This window comes from Micromonospora phytophila, assembly GCF_023656545.1.
GTDB lineage: Bacteria > Actinomycetota > Actinomycetes > Mycobacteriales > Micromonosporaceae > Micromonospora > Micromonospora phytophila.
This window is the reverse complement of record NZ_JAMOKF010000101.1, coordinates 1-16,156: the sequence shown is the minus strand read 5'-3', so window position 1 is coordinate 16,156 and position 16,156 is coordinate 1. Positions and strand designations below refer to the sequence as shown.

15 protein-coding genes are annotated in these 16,156 nt (G+C 69.9%); 6 read left to right on the top strand and 9 right to left on the bottom strand.

Translation table 11 applies throughout. The features are described 5' to 3' along the window. The coding region (locus NCC78_RS14785) for an RNA polymerase sigma factor (RefSeq protein ID WP_250795100.1) at window positions 1–1,156 on the top strand (1,156 nt) is incomplete at its 5' end. A gap of 126 nt (window positions 1,157–1,282) precedes the next feature. Here the strand turns inward: NCC78_RS14785 and NCC78_RS14780 are convergent. From NCC78_RS14780 to NCC78_RS14760, 5 genes are all read right to left on the bottom strand, one after another. Then, complete coding sequence (locus tag NCC78_RS14780) at window positions 1,283–1,831, bottom strand: DUF1062 domain-containing protein (RefSeq protein ID WP_250795099.1); 549 nt, start codon at window positions 1,829–1,831, stop codon at window positions 1,283–1,285. Window positions 1,832–2,018: 187 nt separating this feature from the next. Next, on the bottom strand, window positions 2,019–2,159 hold the full coding sequence (locus tag NCC78_RS14775) for a hypothetical protein (RefSeq protein ID WP_250795098.1): 141 nt from the start codon (window positions 2,157–2,159) through the stop codon (window positions 2,019–2,021). 176 nt (window positions 2,160–2,335) lie between these two features. Beyond that, window positions 2,336–2,965 carry a DUF899 domain-containing protein gene (locus tag NCC78_RS14770; RefSeq protein ID WP_250795097.1) on the bottom strand — a complete coding sequence of 210 codons (630 nt, stop codon included), beginning with the start codon at window positions 2,963–2,965 and terminating at the stop codon, window positions 2,336–2,338. A gap of 77 nt (window positions 2,966–3,042) precedes the next feature. Further along, window positions 3,043–3,195, bottom strand: coding sequence for a hypothetical protein (locus NCC78_RS14765; RefSeq protein WP_250795096.1), 153 nt, complete (start codon window positions 3,193–3,195; stop codon window positions 3,043–3,045). A 66-nt stretch (window positions 3,196–3,261) separates the two neighbouring features. Continuing rightward, complete coding sequence (locus NCC78_RS14760; RefSeq protein WP_250795095.1) at window positions 3,262–3,984, bottom strand: TioE family transcriptional regulator; 723 nt, start codon at window positions 3,982–3,984, stop codon at window positions 3,262–3,264. A 58-nt stretch (window positions 3,985–4,042) separates the two neighbouring features. On the opposite strand from NCC78_RS14760, the gene NCC78_RS14755 reads away from it, so the two are divergent. Continuing rightward, entirely contained in the window at window positions 4,043–5,245 is a 1,203-nt protein-coding gene (locus NCC78_RS14755; protein WP_250795094.1) for an erythromycin esterase family protein, read from the top strand. 141 nt (window positions 5,246–5,386) lie between these two features. Here the strand turns inward: NCC78_RS14755 and NCC78_RS14750 are convergent, their stop codons facing one another. From NCC78_RS14750 to NCC78_RS14740, 3 genes are all read right to left on the bottom strand, one after another. Beyond that, the gene (locus tag NCC78_RS14750) at window positions 5,387–6,193 is read right to left on the bottom strand and encodes a protein phosphatase 2C domain-containing protein (RefSeq protein WP_250795093.1); all 807 of its coding nucleotides are present in this window, start codon (window positions 6,191–6,193) and stop codon (window positions 5,387–5,389) included. A 91-nt stretch (window positions 6,194–6,284) separates the two neighbouring features. After that, a complete protein-coding gene (locus tag NCC78_RS14745) occupies window positions 6,285–6,443 on the bottom strand; it encodes a VOC family protein (protein WP_250795092.1) in 159 nt (52 codons plus the stop codon). A 139-nt stretch (window positions 6,444–6,582) separates the two neighbouring features. Further along, complete coding sequence (locus NCC78_RS14740) at window positions 6,583–7,002, bottom strand: OsmC family protein (protein WP_250795091.1); 420 nt, start codon at window positions 7,000–7,002, stop codon at window positions 6,583–6,585. Between the two features lie 219 nt (window positions 7,003–7,221). On the opposite strand from NCC78_RS14740, the gene NCC78_RS14735 reads away from it, so the two are divergent. After that, the gene (locus NCC78_RS14735) at window positions 7,222–7,932 is read left to right on the top strand and encodes a DNA alkylation repair protein (RefSeq protein WP_250795090.1); all 711 of its coding nucleotides are present in this window, start codon (window positions 7,222–7,224) and stop codon (window positions 7,930–7,932) included. 564 nt (window positions 7,933–8,496) lie between these two features. After that, window positions 8,497–9,702, top strand: coding sequence for a D-alanyl-D-alanine carboxypeptidase family protein (locus NCC78_RS14730; RefSeq protein ID WP_250795089.1), 1,206 nt, complete (start codon window positions 8,497–8,499; stop codon window positions 9,700–9,702). A gap of 609 nt (window positions 9,703–10,311) precedes the next feature. Here NCC78_RS14730 and NCC78_RS14725 read toward each other — a convergent pair. After that, on the bottom strand, window positions 10,312–11,643 hold the full coding sequence (locus tag NCC78_RS14725) for a peptidoglycan DD-metalloendopeptidase family protein (RefSeq protein WP_250795101.1): 1,332 nt from the start codon (window positions 11,641–11,643) through the stop codon (window positions 10,312–10,314). A 772-nt stretch (window positions 11,644–12,415) separates the two neighbouring features. On the opposite strand from NCC78_RS14725, the gene NCC78_RS14720 reads away from it, so the two are divergent. Together NCC78_RS14720 and NCC78_RS14715 are read left to right on the top strand one after the other, a co-directional pair. Beyond that, window positions 12,416–13,384 (top strand): LuxR C-terminal-related transcriptional regulator, encoded by a 969-nt coding sequence (locus NCC78_RS14720; RefSeq protein WP_372495136.1) that lies wholly within the window; start codon window positions 12,416–12,418, stop codon window positions 13,382–13,384. A 219-nt stretch (window positions 13,385–13,603) separates the two neighbouring features. Beyond that, window positions 13,604–16,156 (top strand): ATP-binding protein (locus NCC78_RS14715; protein ID WP_250795087.1); only part of this gene is annotated, 2,553 nt, incomplete at its 3' end.

The following is a 16,156-nucleotide window of genomic DNA, read 5'->3' as shown; positions in this document are numbered from 1 at the left end:
CACCGCGGAGGACGCCACCCAGGAGGCGCTGCTCACGGCCGCCACCGCCTGGCCGCGCGACGGGGTGCCGGAGGACCCGCGCGCCTGGCTGATCACTGTCGCCTCCCGCCGCCTCACCGACCTGCTCCGCAGCGAGCAGGCCCGCCGGCGGCGGGAGGACACCGTCGCGCGGTGGGCGCTGCCCGAGGACCGGCTGGCCCCGGGGGCGGACCGGTCGGCGGCCGACGCCGACGACAGTCTCGTCCTGCTCTTCCTCTGCTGTCATCCGGCGCTGTCGCCGGCCTCGCAGATCGCGCTCACCCTGCGCGCGGTCGGCGGGCTGAGCACCGCCGAGGTGGCGCGGGCGTTCCTGGTGCCGGAAGCGACGATGACCCGGCGGATCACCCGTGGCAAGCAGCGCATCCGGGACAGCGGCCTGCCGTTTCGGATGCCCGCTGGGCGTGAGCGCGTCGCGCGGCTCGCCGCCGTCCTGCACGTGCTGTATCTGATCTTCAACGAGGGGTACGCCAGCACGACCGGTCCGGCGCTGCTGCGCGCCGATCTGTCGGCCGAGGCGATCCGGCTGACCCGGCTGGTGCACCGGCTGCTCCCCGACGACCCGGAGGTCACCGGCCTGCTGGCCCTGATGCTGCTCACCGACGCCCGGGCTCCGGCGCGGACCGGGCCGCACGGTGAGCTGATCCCGATGGCGGAGCAGGACCGCGGGCGGTGGAAGGCCGACCAGATCGCCGAGGGCGTCGCGCTGGTCACCGCCGCGCTTCCCCACGGCCGCGTCGGTCCCTACCAACTCCAGGCCGCGATCGCCGCCGTGCACGATGAGGCGCCCAGCGCCGCCGACACCGACTGGGCGCAGATCACCGCGCTGTACGAGGTGCTGATGGGGATCTCCGACAGCCCGGTGGTGGCGCTGAACCACGCCGTGGCGGTGGCCATGGCGCAAGGTCCGGCGGCCGGGTTGTCGCTGGTGGACGCGCTCGACGCCGAGGGTCGGCTCGACGACGACGCCCGCCTGCCCGCCGTCCGTGGGCACCTGCTGGAGCTGCTCGGTGACCCGGTGGCCGCGCGGGAGGCCTACCGGGCGGCGGCCGCCCGGTCGACGAACCTGGCGCGACAGCGGTACCTGCACGCCCGCGCCGCCCGCCTCGACGACACGTGACCCCCGTTTCCCGCGCGGCGGGCGCACCGGCGGCGGGCGGATCAGCGGTCGACGCGGTGGCGCGGTGGGCGCCCACGGGCCTGTCCGGCGGATCATGCCGGACAGGCCCGTGGTCCCGAGGAGGGCTCAGCGCTTGAGCGTGAAGGTGAAGTCGCCGGAGAGCTTGCCGCTCAGCCGGACTGCCGAGACGAGTTTCCCCTCCGTGATCAGTCTCTCGACCTCGGCCCGCGAAAGATCGCAACCTTCAGCGATCAGTCGCACCGGGCGGACAGGGATCCGCGCCGCAAAGCGGACCGAGACGTCGATGACCTCGCGGTCCAGGTGATCCGATCCGCCGGTGTCGAGGCGCCAGGCGTTGTCCCAGTCGAGGGCGATGCGATTACGGCGCTGCACGACCGGATCCTGGAGCAGCTCAGCTGCCAGGCCAGGGTCGTTGTCATGCAGCCGGTCCAGCAGCTCCGGTCGTATGGAGCGCACAGTCATCCGTTCCAGGACCGTGAGCTTTGCAGTTTCCCCGCAAGCGGTACAGAGCGCGAGGAGCCAGGCGTCGAGGAGCTTGTGGTTTGCGTTGACGCGAAATTTACCGCTTGCCTGGAAGCGCTCGGACGCGCACGCGTGGCAACGGCGGCGAACGAGCGGCAGGCAGGTGGGAACGACCATCCAGTTTTTGAGCACAGAAGTACACCGGTTTCAGGTGAGAAGTCCGCAGCAAAAAGGAGCGCGGCGCACATGCGCGACGCGCGACAAATCAGCGCTCGGGAGGTCTCACAGGGTGTACAACGGCACGTCCTTGCCTAGACGACTTCGTTCGGCGGCACGGTAATGGCGCACAGCGGCGCTGCGCCACTGGTTTTCGAGCGCCTCACCGCCAGGTTCCATCCGGCGCATCAAGGACGAAGCGAGAGCAGATCGCGGCGACGGTGCCGGTGCCGAGGATGTAGGCCCGCTTGTCGTACCTCGTGGCCACGGCCCGGAAGTGGGCGCGACAGGAGGTGGAATCCACGCCGCAAGAGGATCCCGTCGATCACCCTGCGGTGGCTCTTCCAACGCCCGCCCCCGCTGGCCCGTCTTGGGCAAATGGCTTCAGCCGGGCCCCCTCGTCGTTCGTCAGATCTCCCCGTCCCACGACGGGCGCAACGACCCCGGCCCGAACCCGTCACATGATCCGCCGGACAGGCTCTAGCCGTAGGTGGGGTGCTGCGGCCAGCCGGGCGGAGAGTCCTCCCAGTCCTCCTGCCGGCCGTACGGGGTGAGGTCGAGGATGCTGTTGACGAAGACCAGCCGGTCCACGCCGCGGGCGGTGGTGTTGTAGGTCCGGTAGATGTCCTCGCCGTCACGGAGGAAGACGCTGAGCATGAACCCGCCCCCGACGCCGCAGTCGGCGGCGAACGACGTGCCGCACGACGACACGAACGGCAGCGTCCAGCCCCTGCGCGCCTTGTACGCCTCGATCTGGGCCAGCGGCATGTCGGACACCGTCACCCAGGTGACCCCACGGTCGGCCAACCCGGGCAGGCCGGTGACCGGGACGCTGTCGGTGAACCAGGTGCAGCCCGGGCAGTGGTGATCGGGCCCGCTGTCCATGAACTGGTAGACCACCAGTTGCGCGCGGCCCTCGAACAGGTCGAGCAGGGTCCGTGGACCGTCGGGGGTGTCGAAGGTGTAGCCGTTGTCGAACCTGACCATCGGGAGGCGGCGCCGTCGAGCGGCGAGCGCATCCTGGGCGCGGGTGAGTTCCTTCTCGGCCTTGAGCAACTCGTCGCGGGCCTGCTGCCACTCCTCGGCGGAGACAACGTCCGGTGTCTGCATCGACCGATTGTGTCCACGAGGTACGACAGGACCGTGGTTCGGCTCACCGTCTGCCGACCAGGGTGCCCTACGCCCCGTCAGAGCGCGACGAGGTGAAGGGCCGGAAGCGTCGCGGTCACCTCGATCCACGTGTCCACCCGCTCAGCCGGCAGGTCGGTCACCTCGATCAGGAGGATCGAGCCGTCCCCATCAAGCGTGACGACGCCGGTCGGCGTGGCGGGGGTCGCCACAGCCAGGAGACACCGCTGGCCGCCGACTGCGGGCACCCCGCAGCTTCGCGGCCAGCAGGACGGTCGTCATCCGGGCGAAGCAGGGCGGCGGTCGAGGTAGGCGTCCAACGCGGCGGCGCCGGTGAGCATGGCGCGGCTCCTGGCCGAGAGGCGGGCGCGCCAGTCGCGCAGCATCGACTCCAGCGGTGCGACGCCTCCGGCGGAGCGGACCTGGGCGATCAGTGGAGCGATCTGCTCCAGCAGGTAGCCACCCCGTCTGAGCTGGTGGGCCAGCAGGGCGTCGCGGACGTCCGCTTCGCTGTAGACCCGGTAGCCCGTCCGCGGGTCGCGGCGCGGCCGGACCAGGCCGGCGCGTTCCCACTTGCGCAGGGTGGCCGGGCGGATGCCGAGCCGCCGCGACAGTGGGCCGACGAACGTGTCACCGCGCTCCCGCGGTACCGGATCGAGGTCGCGAAGCGCGGCTTCGACGGCCTGGAGGGTGCGGCGGTCGTCGAGCAGCTGGGCGTGGCTCTCGTCGATGAGCCGGAGCGCTTCCTCGGTCGCGTCCCGGTTGACCGCCTGCATGACCGACGTGGCCGTCTGGTGGCCGTGACCCCGCACGAGCGCGAGAAACGCGCGGAGGGCCTGCGCGTGCAGCGGCGTGTACATGCGGTATCCGTGCAGGGTGCGTTCGGCGCCCGGCAGGATGCCGGCCGCCTCGTAGTTTCTGACCGCCTGGGCGGACAGGCCGTGCCCGCGCGCCAGGTCAACCGGCCTGAGCCGCCCGCCGTCTTGAAGGTTTCGCCCCACTGTCCTGCCAACATCGAGGAGAAGTTTCAACCGAAGGTTCAACGATACCGTTGAGGGCATGATTGCTGGTACCAAGGACACCGCCCATGCTGTCGAGGCCGCGACCGTCATGCGGCTGCTCCCGACCCGGCCGCGGCTGCTCGCCCTGGGCGAGCCCACCCACGGCGAGGACCTCCTGCTCGACGTACGCAACGAACTCTTTCGGCAGCTCGTCGAGCAGGAGGGCTACCGGACGATCGCCATCGAGAGTGACTGCCTCATGGGCCTGATCGTGGACGACTACGTCACGTCCGGCGCGGGCGCCCTCGACGAGGTCATGGAGCGCGGCTTCAGCCACGAGTGGGGCGCCTTCCCGGCCAACCGCGAGCTGGTGCGCTGGATGCGCGCGTACAACGACGGCCGGCCCGCGTCCGAGCGGCTGCGCTTCGCCGGTTTCGACGGCCCGCTGGAGATCACCGGCGCCGCCAGCCCCCGGCAGGCCCTCACCGCACTGCACGCCTACCTCACCGCCTGGGCCGACGCCGACCTGCTCCCCTGCGCCGCCGATACGCTCGACCGCCTGCTCGGCGCCGACGACCAGTGGACCAACCCCGCCGCGATGATGGACCCATCCCGATCCGTGGGGCGGGCACCCGAGACCAGAGAGCTGCGGCTGCTCGCCGACGACCTGGTGACGCTGCTCGACGCGCAGACGCCACAGCTGATCGCGGCGTCCTCACCGGACGACTGGGACCGGGCACGCCTGTACGGGCGCACCGCCACCGGCCTGCTGCGCTACCACTTCTGGATGGCCGACACGTCACCCGGTCGGATGGCGCGACTGGCGGCCCTGCGGGACTCGATGATGGCCGCCAACCTGTTCGCCATCGCCGAGCGGGGCCCGGTGTTGGTGTCCGCGCACAACGGCCACCTCCAGCGGAACAAGAGCACGATGCGGATGGGCGGCCTGCCGCTGGAATGGTGGAGCGCCGGCGCGATCGTCAGCGCCCATCTGGGCGACGGGTACGCCTTCCTGGCCACAGCCCTCGGCACGATCCGCCACCACGGCGTGGACACCCCACCTCCGGACACCATCGAGGGGCTGCTGTACGCGCTGCCGGAGGACCGATACGTCGTCGACGCCCGGCGACTGGCCACCGTCCTCGGCGACGTGACGCCCGCTCCCCGCGTATCCCCCTGGTTCGGCTACTCCCCGTTGGACCCGGCCCAGGTGGCCGGCCTTGATGGGATCGTGTTCGTCAAGGACATCCCGGCGGGATGATCCGAGTCCTGGGCAAACCCGATCATCCCAGCCCGCAGGCACTCTCGTCACATCTTCACGCCGCTTGCCTCGCACGACCGGTCAACCTGCCCACGGATCCAGGCTTGGACGTCCTTCCCTTCGCCGAGGTGCTGCCTTTCCTCAGGCGGCATAGACGGCGGTAGCGTCGTCGCTGCGCTTGTTGCGTGCCCACTTCATGCAGGACGGGTCGGCGGCCTCGATGGCGCGTACCCGGCGGATCAGTTCGGTGGGGCCGCTCTGCTCCAGGACGTCAAGCACGTCGGGCCAGTCAAGCAGACCGAACAGGGCCACCAGGCGGGCGGCTCCGTCGGTGAGTACGGCGACTCGTCGGACGGTGTCGAGCGGGACCTCTCCGGTGATGGCGTGCTGGGCGGCGGACGTGTCGGCGGCTGCCACCCAGTAGCCGCCGGGCTGGTTGCGGGCGGCCAGTTCGGCGTGCTTCATCCGCAGCAGCGCGGCTTGCTTCTCGGCGGACCCGAACGGGTGGCGGTCGGCTTCCTCGCGTTCGGCGCGGGCGGCCTGGTCCACCCGGTCGTCGGCGATGACCTGGATGCCGTCGGCAGTGTCGATGAGCACCGTGACATCGCCGAGCACCAGGTATTCCAGCGCGGTGTCCTTGAGCCTCAGCATGGCCGTTGCCGCAGAGGGTGTGCCGGGGTGGCTGAGGTCGCAGGTGTGCCGATGCTGCTCGGCGGTGCACCTGATGCCGTACATCAGCGCGTTGACCAGTTCGGAGTCGCGGTCGGCGGCCAGCCCGGCTAGAGCTGAACCGAGCTTGGCGGCGTACCAGGCGATGCCGTGGACACATCCGGTGCCGGTGCGGGCTGTGGCACCGTCGAGAACCACGATCAGATTCTCGCTGGCTAAGGCCCAATCCTCGTTGGGCGACTTGGGGTTGCCGGCCTCCGAGGCGGTCGCGACGTACATCAGGCCACGCCCCCGCTGCGGTGGATCGGCGTCAGTGCGTCGACCTTCACGGCGCGCTTGCCGGGTCGTAGGTGCAGGCCATCAGGAGCCTTCAACTGAGCTGCTCGGCCAGTGCGACGATGATGCCCTCGGGGCCGCGGACGTAACAGAGCCGATAGCTGTCCTCGTACTGCTCCAGCTCGCCGACGAGTTCGGCGCCGTGGGCGTGCAGGCGGGCAAGGACGTCCTCAGTGTCTTCGGCGGCGAACATGATGCGACGTATGCCCAGCGTGTTCGCCGGTGCGTTTTCCGGCTCAGCGCTGACCGCCGTCGGTGTGGAACTTCGTCAGCTCAAGCGTGGTCCATCCGCAACGCCTCGCCGCCCGGAAACCGGGTGACGCCCGGAGACCTCAGTCCCCGGTGGAACCGGCAGCCTCGACGATCGAGACGGGAGTGCCAAGCTCGACGGTACGGGAGACGGTGCAGAGTCTTTCGTGCGACTGCTGCAGCGACCGGGGCAGCGCCTCGCGTGCCCTGTCGCCGTCCGCGCCCACCGGGAACGTCACGGTGAACTCGACCCTGAGGTTCTGCATCCGGTTCCCTCCGGCCTCGTCCCGGATCTTGTCGCCAGTGACTTCGACGGAGAACTGGGTCGGCTCGGCGCGGCGGCTGGTGATGTGGTCCACGTCTATCGCAGTGCAGCCGCCGATGGCAGCCAGCAGCAGTTCCACCGGCGTAAAGCTGGCGTCCTCGCCCGCGCCCATCGACATCGACCCGCCGCGGACGTTGCGCACGACGTACTTCCCCACGCTGGTGCGCTCGATCTCCACCGAGCGGAAGGTGTCCTCACTCATGACAGGGAAACTACCCAGGGCCTTGTGGTCCCGAGCCACCGGCCTGGCCGGCCGATCGGCCCATCCTCAACCGCCGGGACCACAACTCAGGACAGCGTCGACCAGAAGTGCCGCGCCGGCGAGAGCGGATCCCGCACGCGCGCCTACCGCCCACGCGGCCTGAGCGAGTGGGATCGCGGGATAGGTTGCACAGTCATGGCCACGAGCGCCGACGTCCGTCACGAACTCGCCAGCCTCGCCGACCCGCAGCGGGCGGAGGGATCGAGTCGGTTTCTGCAGATGATCCCCGGCGGCTACGGCGAGGGTGACAGCGCCATCGGTGTCTCCGTGCCGGAACAACGCAGGGTGGCCGCCCGGTACTGGCGCGAGCTTCCCCTGGCCGAAACGGCGAAGCTGCTGGACAGCAGCGTGCATGAGGAGCGGCTGACGTCGCTGTTCATCCTGGTGCGCAAGTTCACCAAGGGAGACGAGGAGGAACGGGGCCAGATCTTCGACATCGTCCTGGCCAACACCGGGCGCATCAACAACTGGGACCTGGTGGACTCGTCCGCGCCGTACATCGTCGGCCCCTGGCTCATCGACAAGGACCGGCGCGTACTGGATGGGTTGGCCGAGTCAAGCCTGGTGTGGGACCGGCGCATCGCCATCATGGCAACTTTCGCCTTCATCAAAGCCGGCGACTTCCAGTGGACCTTCCGCCTCAGTGAGCGGCTCCTGCGCGACCCGCACGACCTCGTCCAGAAGGCGGTCGGCTGGATGCTGCGCGAGGTCGGCAACCGTGACAGAGCGGCGGAGGAGGAGTTTCTGGCCCGACGTTACCGGGTCATGCCCCGGGTCATGCTGCGGTACGCGATCGAGAAGTTCGAACCGCAGCGACGTCGGGAGTACCTATCCGGCGTGGTCTAGATAATTGATGCCCGCCGGGTGATGGGCTCGTTCATTCGACTCGCCTTTCGGACCCGAGCCGGAGCCGGCGATATCGGCACGAGAACCGCGTCTCAGACTGATCGAATAGGCCACCGAGCAGGAAGCCCTGGTCAGCGCACTGCCAACGAGATCGGGAGATACGTGTGCGAGTTCTCCAGATTGATCGAAACAGGCTTACGGGGGACATTTCCGATGCTCTACCCTGATGGCGCGATCTTGGGCGGAATATTTCTGTTCGCGACTGTTCCCGGCAGAAAGTGCGACGTACTGGCCGCCCGTCCCGACTGCGCCCGGCGTTTCCGCTTGCGGCGACCGTCAACCCTGCAGTCACCCGCAATCCCGGGAATCCGGATGGAGTCCGACTAGGCCACTGTGTGCTGATTCGTCGTGAGCGCAGCGATCACGTATGTCCACTATCCGCAGAGAGCCTTGCGAAACGGCACAAGTTGATCCAAAGAGCGCAGCCAGCCCAAAGACCGGAATTCTCGCCGCCTTCCTGCAACCGGTCTGTGCCTGCCTCGTCAGCAGTTACGGTGCTTTAACATGACCATCGTTCGGATTGCTGCCGCGGTGCTCAGCGCCTTACTGACCACGCCCGCCGTGGCAGTCGGGTCCTCGACGTTGGCGGCGTCCGCGCCGTACGTGCCCTGCCCGGCCGTGAAGCCGCCAGTGCCCCCGCCCGCCGCGCCGTCGCCGCCACCGGTCGGTCCCGCCGAATTGGCCGTCGGCGGCGAGACGCTGGCGACGGCGGGGCTGGCCATTCCCGCGGGTGCGTCGATGGCGCCGTCGGTGACCGCCACCTCGTGGGTCGTGGCCGACCTCGACCGTGGCGTGGTGCTGGGTGGATGCGGCCCGCACGAACACCGCACGCCAGCCAGCGTTCAGAAGATGCTGCTGGCCGCGGCCCTGATGCCTCACCTCGACCCTGCGCAGGTGGTCGAGGTAACCCGGGCGGATCTGCAGGATCTCGATCCGGCCAGTTCACTAATGGGGGTGGTCGAGGGCGGCCGTTACTCGATCGAGAGCCTGTGGCTGGGACTTCTCCTCAAATCGGGAAACGACGCGGCCAACGTGCTGGCCCGCGCCGGCGGCGGCACCGCCGGGCGGCAGGGCGGCGTGCAGGCGATGAACGACGAAGCACACCGGCTGGGCGCAAACCAGACCCACGCGGCGACGCCGTCCGGCCTGGACGGTCCCGGTCAGTACACCAGCGCGTACGACCTGGCGCTGATCGCGCGTGCCACCTACGCCCGCGCAGACTTCCGGCGATACATCGCCACCCGAGTGGCGGAGATACCGGCAGAGCCGGGAACGCCAGGCCTCTCCATCGGGCACGACAACACGCTGCTGGACCACTACCCCGGGACGCTCGGCGGGAAGACGGGCTTCACCGACCTGGCGCGACAGACATACGTGGGGGTGGCCGAACGTAACGGCCGGCGGCTCGCGGTGACCCTGCTCGGCGCGGAGACCGCGCCACTGGGGAGCCTGGGCGAGGCAGCGGCCCTGCTGGACTGGGGCTTCGCTCTCCCGCCCGACGCGTCGGTCGGTCGCCTGGTCACCCCCGACGAGAAGAAGCGCGACCGTCCCATTGCCCAGGTCAGAGGCGAGCGCCACGGTCAGGCTGGGGCAGGACGATCGTTCTCGTTGGCGGCCATCCTCGGCCTCGGCGCCGCCGTCGCACTGGCCGTCCTCCTGGCGGCTTCCTGGCGACGAAGGGGCCACGCGCCGGGCGGCCGACCCGTATGAAGCCGACGACCAACGGGGGCGGTAGTTCCGGACGGTGAACGACACCACTGCGGCGGTCGCGGATAAACGGTACCCGGTGGACGTGCGTCAGCAGCGTCACTGGGAGGTCAGCGCTCCGGAGCGCCATCGTTGCTGATCAGCGCACCGGCTGGGGACACGGCCGGATGAGCACCTCGGGAGGATGACCAGTTCGCGGCCGGTGCCGGGCTGCCGCCGATCGCTCCTGGTACCGTAACTCCACCGACGAGGCTCGGACCCGCCTGGATGACACCCGGTCGGTCCGACCGGTACATGTGGTGCACCGGGAGCTCTACCGACGCCGGTTGAGCGAGGCCGTCACCCGACTCGTCGCAGCCTGCGAGACCCATGGCGCAAGCGTCGAGGGCTGAGCAGAAGCTGCGGCTGCGCGATCGCCGGTGAAGCCACCGGGTGTCCAAGCGGATCCGGCGGTCGCTCACCCAGATACACCACCGCCCTGGAACGGGTACCCGGGCCGGGATGCACCACATGGCCGTGCTGGTCCCGGTCGATCGGGCCGGCTACCGCCGCGGCGCACGCGGCGACGCCGGCCCGACGTGGGCCGGCGACGCCGGTGGGGGTGCCGGTGAGTCAGATGGTGGTGGCGGGGTTGCTGGCGGTAGGGATGTCGGTACAGCCGCCGTACTTTAGGCCCGACCGCAGGTGCGCGTCCGTGCGGGCGCTGTAGATGTTCCAGGTCGAACCGTTGGTGCAGTCCCGCCGGAACAGGCCCAGGTCAGTGGCGCCGTCGGCGTTGTAGTCGCCAGGTGCCGGGATGTCGTTGCAGCCGCCGTACTTGAACCCGGACCGCAGGTGCGCGTCCGCACGGAGGTTGTAGATGTTCCAGGCGGAGCCGTTGGCGCAGTCCCGCCGGAACAACGCCAGATCCGTCGCGCCGTCGGCGTTGTAGTCACCCGGCGCCGGGATGTCGGCGCAGCCGCCGTACTTGAACCCCGAGCGCAGGTGAGTGTTCGTGCGGGCACTGAAGATGTTCCAGGCGGAGCCGTTGGTGCAGTCCTGGCGGAACAACGCCAGATCCGTCGCGCCGTCGGCGTTGTAGTCACCCGGCGCCGGGATGTCGTTGCAGCCGCCGTACTTCAGCCCGGCGACGAGTTGGTCACCGGTGGCGCCGCTCTGGATCCACCAGGTGGAGCCGTTGGCGCAGTCCCGCCGGAACAACCCCAGGTCCGCGGTGCCGTCCCCGTCGTAGTCCCCCGGCGCCGGGATGTCGGTGCTACCGCCGTACTTGTGATCAGCGAGGATCTGGGTGCCGGTCGCACCGCTCTGCACCCACCAGGTCGAACCGGTCTGGCTGTTCTGCCGGTACAGGGCGAGATCGCTGGCGCCGTCCCGATCGTAGTCACCGGGGGTCCGGCTTCCGGCGCCACCGCAGTTCTGGCTGACCAGCGTCACCGGCGGCGACATCGGTTCGCCGGCGGGGTAGCCGTCGGTCGTGATGCCGGACGGGATCCCGTTGAACCAGGACTCGACCTTGGCGCCATCGCGCAACTGCTCATAGTGCAGGTGGGGGGCGGACGAACTGCCCGTGCTGCCGACCCGGCCGAGTTGCTGGCCGATCGTCACGCTCTGCCCGAGCGAGACGATCGGCGGCTCCAGCATGTGCAGGTATCGCGTCTGCCACCCGTTGCCGTGGTCGATCCGTACGTAGTTGCCACCGCCGGTGTCGTAGCCGGCCGACGCCACGATGCCGCTGTAGGAGGCGAGGATCGATCGACCCGACGTCGAGCCGGAGGTGGCGAACATGTCGATGTCGTAGTCGTCATGCCCCTCATACGTCTGCAGTCGCCACTGCTCGCCGCACGGGAACGGCAGTTGGAACAGGGGGCGAGGGCCGGCGGCGTTGGCTTCGTCCGCGTCGACGGTGACCGTGGCCACCGAGGTGAGCAGCGCCAGTGCCGCCATGGCGGCCGCGAGGACCGCCCGACTTCGATTCGCCGAGGCGGTCACCAGGCGAGTGATTCTCAGGCTGTGCACGAATGCCCTTTCAGAGAAGACGCCAGAGGCGTAGCTCCGGCGTACCGGCGATGGTGGAATTTATGAGCTGACGAGTTACGTCGTCGGACTCGCGTTGATCGGCACTGATGGTGAAAGCGGCAATGAACAGGCAACGCGGCCCTGCCCTCACCCGGATGTGCTCGACCCGTCGAGTTTTGGGAACGTTGCGCCTCAGTAGACTGAGAACCAATTCCGGGTCGAGGTCCGCCCGTCCGCGTAGCGGGGCGATTCGAGCGGTGGACAGTTGCATTACCCGACCGCGCCGCCCCACCCGAAGCCGGCCATGTCGACGGGGCTCACACCCCAGCCGAAGCCGTCGGTCGTCGCGGCTCCCAGGCCGTCCAGTGGGTGGGCCAAGGCGACGCCGGCCACTACGAGGGCGGTGACGACAAAGATGAACGCACGGCGAACGACGCCCTCTCGCCGACCTATCCTGAAGATGAACATTACTTCCCCCGATCAATTTTGGCCGGTTGCGTCTATCTGGTTGTCGAGGCGGGATCTCCCGGCCGACGAGGCAAGTCTTCCGATGTCGAAGCGCGAAATCAGCACCTGCGACCTGGCGCGACTCCGCCTGGCGCAATTGCGCCAGGTGTTCGCCTCCCCGGCATTTCACGGGGCAGCGCGCCAACGGTGCGATGTTGCAGAATTGCATCCGGTGAACGGGGGAGGTACCGAAGTGCTGGTCAACTTGGGGTTGTCGCAAATGGACGAGATGGTGTATCGGGCCATGCTCCACCACGCCCATTTGGGGGTGGCGGAGTTGGCCGGGCAACTGGGCGTCTCCGAGGACGTCGTACGTCAGGCCCTCGACCGGCTCATCGACCTGGCGCTGGTCCGCGCCTGCGGCGAGGGGCTGCACGCCGTCCGTCCACAGGCGGGCCTGATGTCGCTGCTGGCCCGCGCCGAGGCCGAGATCGCGGTGCGGCAACACCAGATCGAGGCCACCCGTACGGCGATCATCAGCATCGCCAGCGAGTTCCACGACCGCGGCTCAGCGGACGTCGTGCTCCGCCTGGAGGGAGTCGACGCCGTCCGGGACCGACTGGCCGAGTTGGCACGCGAGGCCGCCCGGGAGTGCCTGTCGTTCAGCAGCGGCGGCGCGCAGACCCCCGACACCATCGACGCGGAGAAGCCGCTGAACCAGCTCGCCCTGGAGCGCGGCGTCGCAATCCGCGACGTCTACCAGGAGAGTTTCCGCAACGACCCCGGTACGTTGGCACACGCACGCTGGATGGCGCAGATGGGTGGCCAGTTCCGGACCGTACCGACCCTGCCGATGCGGCTGGTGATCGTGGATCGCCGGACGGCGCTCGTACCGATCGATCCCGGCGACCCCCGTGCCGGCGCCCTCGAAATTCAGAGCCCGGGCGTGGTCGCCAGCCTCGTCGCGTTGTTCGAGCAGGTCTGGGAATCGGGCCGGCCCTTCGGGGAGACGCCGGCCCGGGACGGCCACGGCCTGACGACGCAGGAGCGGCAGTTGCTCAAGCTGCTCGCGGCCGGGCACACCGACGAGTCGGCGGCTCGCAGGCTGGCGGTGTCCACCCGTAGCGTGCAGCGGCTGATGACGGCGCTCACCGAACGCCTGGGTGCGGTCAGCCGATTTCAGGCCGGCGTGGAGGCCGCCAGGAAGGGCTGGGTCGCCTGAGCCGGCTAGGGCGGCCGGGGCGGTACCGGTCGGGTCGTGGTCGAGGGCCGGGCCGGCGGCGCGGGGACCAAAAATCTTTGGTGGTTTCCTACAAATGACGGGCGGGTGGTTCGGTGATAGCGCCATGGCGCTGCCGGTCGGCAGGCGGAAAGGTAACCACTGCCGGGAGCCGTCGTCTCGCGGCGCGTACGTCATAGGTCTACCAAAGGGGTCAGCCGGGTGTTCAACCGTGTCGCCATCGTCAACCGTGGTGAGGCCGCCATGCGACTCATCCACGCGGTCCGAGAGTTGGCTGCGGAGACCGACGTCCCGATCGAGACCGTCGCCCTGTACACCGACGTCGACCGCACCGCCACCTTCGTGCGTGAGGCGGACATCGCCTACGAACTCGGTCCGGCGTCCGCCCGCCCGTACCTCAATCTGGCGACGCTCGAGCGGGCCCTGATCGAGACCGGGGCCGACGCCGCGTGGGTCGGCTGGGGTTTCGTCGCCGAGGATCCGGCGTTCGCGGAGCTGTGCGAGAAGATCGGGGTCACCTTCGTCGGGCCGAGCGCCGAGGCCATGCGCCAGCTCGGCGACAAGATCGGCGCGAAGCTGATCGCCGAGGAGGTCGGTGTTCCGGTCGCGCCATGGAGCCGCGGTGCCGTCGAGACTCTGGATGCCGCCCGGGCGGCGGCGGCCGAGATCGGCTACCCGCTGATGCTGAAGGCGACCGCGGGCGGTGGTGGGCGCGGCATCCGCGTGATCACGAACGAGGCCGAGCTCGCCGACGCGTACGAACGCACCAGTCAGGAGGCGGCGCGCGCGTTCGGCAGCGGCATCGTGTTCCTGGAGCGCCTGGTCACCGGGGCCCGGCACGTCGAGGTCCAGGTGATCGCCGACGGGCAGGGCACCGCATGGGCGCTCGGTGTCCGCGACTGCTCCGTGCAGCGACGCAACCAGAAGGTCATCGAGGAGTCGGCGTCGCCGGTGCTCAGCCCGGCGCAGGCAGCCGAGCTCAAGGCGTCAGCCGAACGGCTGGCCGTGGCGGTCGGTTACCGGGGCGCGGCGACCGTCGAGTTTCTGTACCACCCCGGGGACCGGGTGTTCGCGTTCCTCGAGGTCAACACCCGCCTGCAGGTCGAGCACCCGATCACCGAACTGACCACCGGGTTCGATCTGGTCAAGGCGCAGTTGCACGTCGCCTCGGGTGGGCGGCTCGACGGCGAGCCGCCGGCGGAGCGCGGGCACGCCATCGAGGCCCGGCTGAACGCCGAGGACCCCGACCGCGACTTCGCGCCGTCGCCGGGCCGTATCGTGCGACTGGACCTGCCCACCGGCCCGGGCATCCGGGTGGACACCGGCGTCAGCGAGGGTGACACCATCCCGGCCGACTTCGACTCGATGATTGCCAAGATCATCGCCTACGGCCGCGATCGCCACGAGGCGCTCGGCAAGCTGCGCCGGGCGATGGCGAACACCACGGTGATCATCGAGGGTGGGGCGACAAACAAGAGCTTCGTCCTCGACCTGCTCGACCAGCCCGAGGTGATCGACGCCAGCGCGGACACCGGCTGGATCGACCGCGTCCGCGGCGAGGGCCGGCTCGTCGCCCACCAGCACTCCGCGGTCGCGCTGGCGGCCGCCGCCATCGAGGCGTACGAGGAGGAGGAGCGCGTCGAGCGGCAGCGGCTGCTGTCGACGGCGTCCGGCGGGCGCCCGCAGGTGCAGCACACCAGCGGGCGACCGCTCGACCTGAGACTGCGCGGCGTCACCTACCGCATGCGGGTGGCGCAGGTCGGCGCGCACCGGTTCCGCGTCGGCATCGAAGCGGGCTACGCCGTACGCGCCGCCGACGTCGAGCTCGACCGCTTCGACCGGCACACCGGCCAGATCGTCGTTAACGGCTCCCGGTACCGCCTGCTCACCGGCACCCACGGTCCGACCCACCTGGTCGAGGTGGACGGCGTGGCACACCGGGTCAGCCGCGACGAGGGCGGCGTCGTCCGTTCCCCCATGCCCGCGCTGGTCGTCGCCACGCCACTGAAGGCCGGCGACGAGGTAGCGGCGGGCGCGCCGGTGCTCGTGCTGGAAGCCATGAAAATGGAGACGGTGCTGCGGGCGCCGTTCCGGGCGCGGCTGAAGGAGTGCACCGTCTCCGTAGGCAGCCAGGTGGAGGCCGGTGCGCCGCTGCTGCGGCTGGAGCCGCTCACCGACTCCGCCGCCGAGACCGCGAGCGGCCCGGCCGCCGTTCCCGTCGAGCTGGACCTGCCCGCCGTGCCCGAGGACGTTCCGGCGTACCGGCGCAGCAGGCGGGGCCAGGAGGACCTGCGCGGCCTGCTGCTCGGCTTCGACCTCGACCCGCACGACGACCGTCGGGTGCTCGACGACTACCTCACCGCGCGGCGGGCGGCCACCGAGGACGGCCACCGGCCCCTGGCCGAGGAGCTCGACCTGGTCACCGTGTTCGCCGACCTCGCCGAGCTGAGCCGCAACCGACCGACGGGCGAGGACGGCGACGGCCACGTCTCCAGCGCCCGCGAGTACTTCCACACCTACCTGCAGAGCCTCGACATCGAGCGGGCCGGCCTGCCCGGTTCGTTCCAGGCCAGGCTCGCAAAGGCGCTCGGGCACTACGGGGTCACCGACCTGGACCGCTCCCCCGCGCTCGAAGCCGCCGTGTTCCGGATCTTCCTCGCCCAGCAACGGGCGTCCGCCGACGCCACGGTCGTCGCGACGCTGCTGCGCGCGTGGCTGCGGGAGCCGCCGCCGGACGACACGCTCCGCGAGCCC